This window comes from Bradyrhizobium sp. LB11.1 (assembly GCF_040549385.1).
GTDB lineage: Bacteria > Pseudomonadota > Alphaproteobacteria > Rhizobiales > Xanthobacteraceae > Bradyrhizobium.
Window position 1 is genome coordinate 1 of record NZ_JBEPTH010000052.1, and the last position, 2,028, is coordinate 2,028.

Here is a 2,028-nt window from a genome sequence, read left to right on the forward strand (position 1 = left end):
TTGACGAGATCGACCACGTTGAAGAAGCGGCCACGGGCGCCGGATCGGATGCAACTTCTGGCGATGGCAATGGCCAGGTGGGTTTTGCCGGTACCGGTGCCGCCGACCAGCACGACGTTGCGTTGTTGGGCGACGAAGCCGCCGCCAGCAAGATCATTGACGAGGGTCTGATTGATCGGCGTGCCGTCGAACTGGAAGTCGGCGATGTCCTTGGCAAGCGGCAGCTTGGCAATGGTGAGCTGGTATTTGATCGACCTGGCTTGCTTCTCGTTGATCTCGGCGTTGAGCAGGTCGCCGACAATGCGCTGAGGTTCGTGCTGGCGCTTGACCGCAGTCGCCATGATCTCGTCGAAGGCAGCCTTCATGCCGTAGAGCTTGAGTTCGCCCATGAGATCGAAGATTTGGGTTCGTTCCATCAGCTGGTCCTCCGGAGGATGTCGTAACGGGCACAATCGGCGATCGGCGCATGGCGGAGCGTCAGTGCGACCGGCGTCATGATGTTGGCCGGGGGAGCAGGTTCACGTTGCCGCGCCAGGACGTTGAGCACGACATCGGCAGAATGGACGCCATGACCGAGCGCTTCGGCACAGGCGGCTTCCACCGCGGGCAGACCGTCAGTCAGCACCGCGTTGAGGATGTCGACCATCTGCCGATTGCCATCGTCGGTGCTTGCGAGCCTGCGCCGGATCCGCTCGATCGCGGCCGGCAACACCCAGTCTTTGAAGGGAGCACCGTTGCGCAAGGCGCCGGGTTTGCGGGCGAGCACCGGCACATAATGCCAGGGGTCGTAGACGGTATCGCCGCGGCCAAAGGATCGCGGGTGCTCGGCAACGATGCGTCCATCCTGACGGATTACGATGCGATCGGCATAGGCTTGAACCTCGACCGGGCGCCCGACCGCGCTGGCTGCAACCGAGTATTTGTTATTGTCGAAGCGCACCAGGCAGGTCTTCGAGACCGATGCCGTCACCGCATGGAAGCCGTCGAACCGGCCGGCATAGGGAACGAGTTTGGGGCGTTCGGCTTCGAACACGTCCCAGATCGTCTGATCGACCAGCTCCGGATGGCGATGAGCCTTGGCGTAGGCGATGCATTTGTCGAGCAGCCAGGCGTTTAACTCGTCGAGGTTTTTGAACCGCAGCCGCGGCGTGAAGAAGCGTTCCCTGACCAGCCCGACCTGGTTCTCGACCTGCCCCTTCTCCCAGCCCGACGCCGGCGTGCAGGCGACCGGATCGACCAGATAGTGGCTGCACATCTGCAGGAGCGGCGATTATAGAGACGCCCTTTACCGACGAAGATCGTCTCTACAGCGGTCTTCATGTTATCGTAGATGCCGCGTCCGCAGGTGCCCTTGAACAGGGCGAACGCCCGATCGTGGGCGTCGAACACCATCTCCTGCGTCTCTCGCGGATAGGCCCGCACGAACAGCATGCGGCTGTGACAGAGTCGGACATGGGCGGCCTTCACCATCACCGTGGTGCCGCTCAGCAAGACCACCTCGTGGCTCCAGTCGAACTGGTAGGCTTCGCCTGGGGCAAAACTCAGCGGGACATAAGCGGCTGCGGTCGATTGCCCGCGTTCCTTGCTCCAGCGCCTGGCATAACGCCGCACCGCATCGTAACCGCCGTCGTACCCGCGGCCGCGCAGCTCTTCGAAGATCCGGATCAACGTCAGTTGTTCACGAGCCGATTTGGCCGCGTTCCCCGCCAGCAATCCGTCAAGCTCTACGGCCCATCGTCCCAGCTTTGGCCGCGGCTGCACCTGCCGCTCGTACTCAAAGGAGGTCTCTCCCGACCTCAGCACCTTCCGGACCGTGTTCCGCGACACCTTCAGGTCACGGGCGATCTCCTTGATCGTCTTGCCCTTGATGAAGTGCTCACGCCGGATCCGCGCAATCGTTTCCACGATCAGCATCCTCCACCACCTGCTTTGTTGCGAAGCAGGCAGCGCAACAGACCAACCTATAGGGGGTCAATTTTGGACGCCGATCCCCCGGCTTAGGGGGTCAATATTGCAGGCCGAATGACA

At 62.1% G+C, this 2,028-nt stretch carries 3 protein-coding genes; all 3 read right to left on the reverse strand.

Annotated features, from left to right (window positions below):
* On the reverse strand, positions 1-416 hold a 416-nt coding region (locus ABIA96_RS36515; RefSeq protein WP_354141718.1), incomplete at its 3' end, for an ATP-binding protein.
* On the reverse strand, positions 416-1,033 hold the full coding sequence (locus tag ABIA96_RS36680; RefSeq protein ID WP_502918888.1) for a Mu transposase domain-containing protein: 618 nt from the start codon (positions 1,031-1,033) through the stop codon (positions 416-418). The genes ABIA96_RS36515 and ABIA96_RS36680, both read right to left, overlap by 1 nt.
* Positions 1,034-1,113: 80 nt before the next feature.
* Positions 1,114-1,914, reverse strand: a complete 801-nt coding sequence (gene istA / locus ABIA96_RS36520; RefSeq protein WP_354141719.1) for an IS21 family transposase — start codon at positions 1,912-1,914, stop codon at positions 1,114-1,116.
* Positions 1,915-2,028 lie beyond the last annotated feature (114 nt).

Bases quoted from the DNA above. Each gene is read 5' to 3' on its own strand.
- istA (WP_354141719.1), bottom strand. From the start codon at position 1,914: ATGCTGATCGTGGAAACGATTGCGCGGATCCGGCGTGAGCACTTCATC.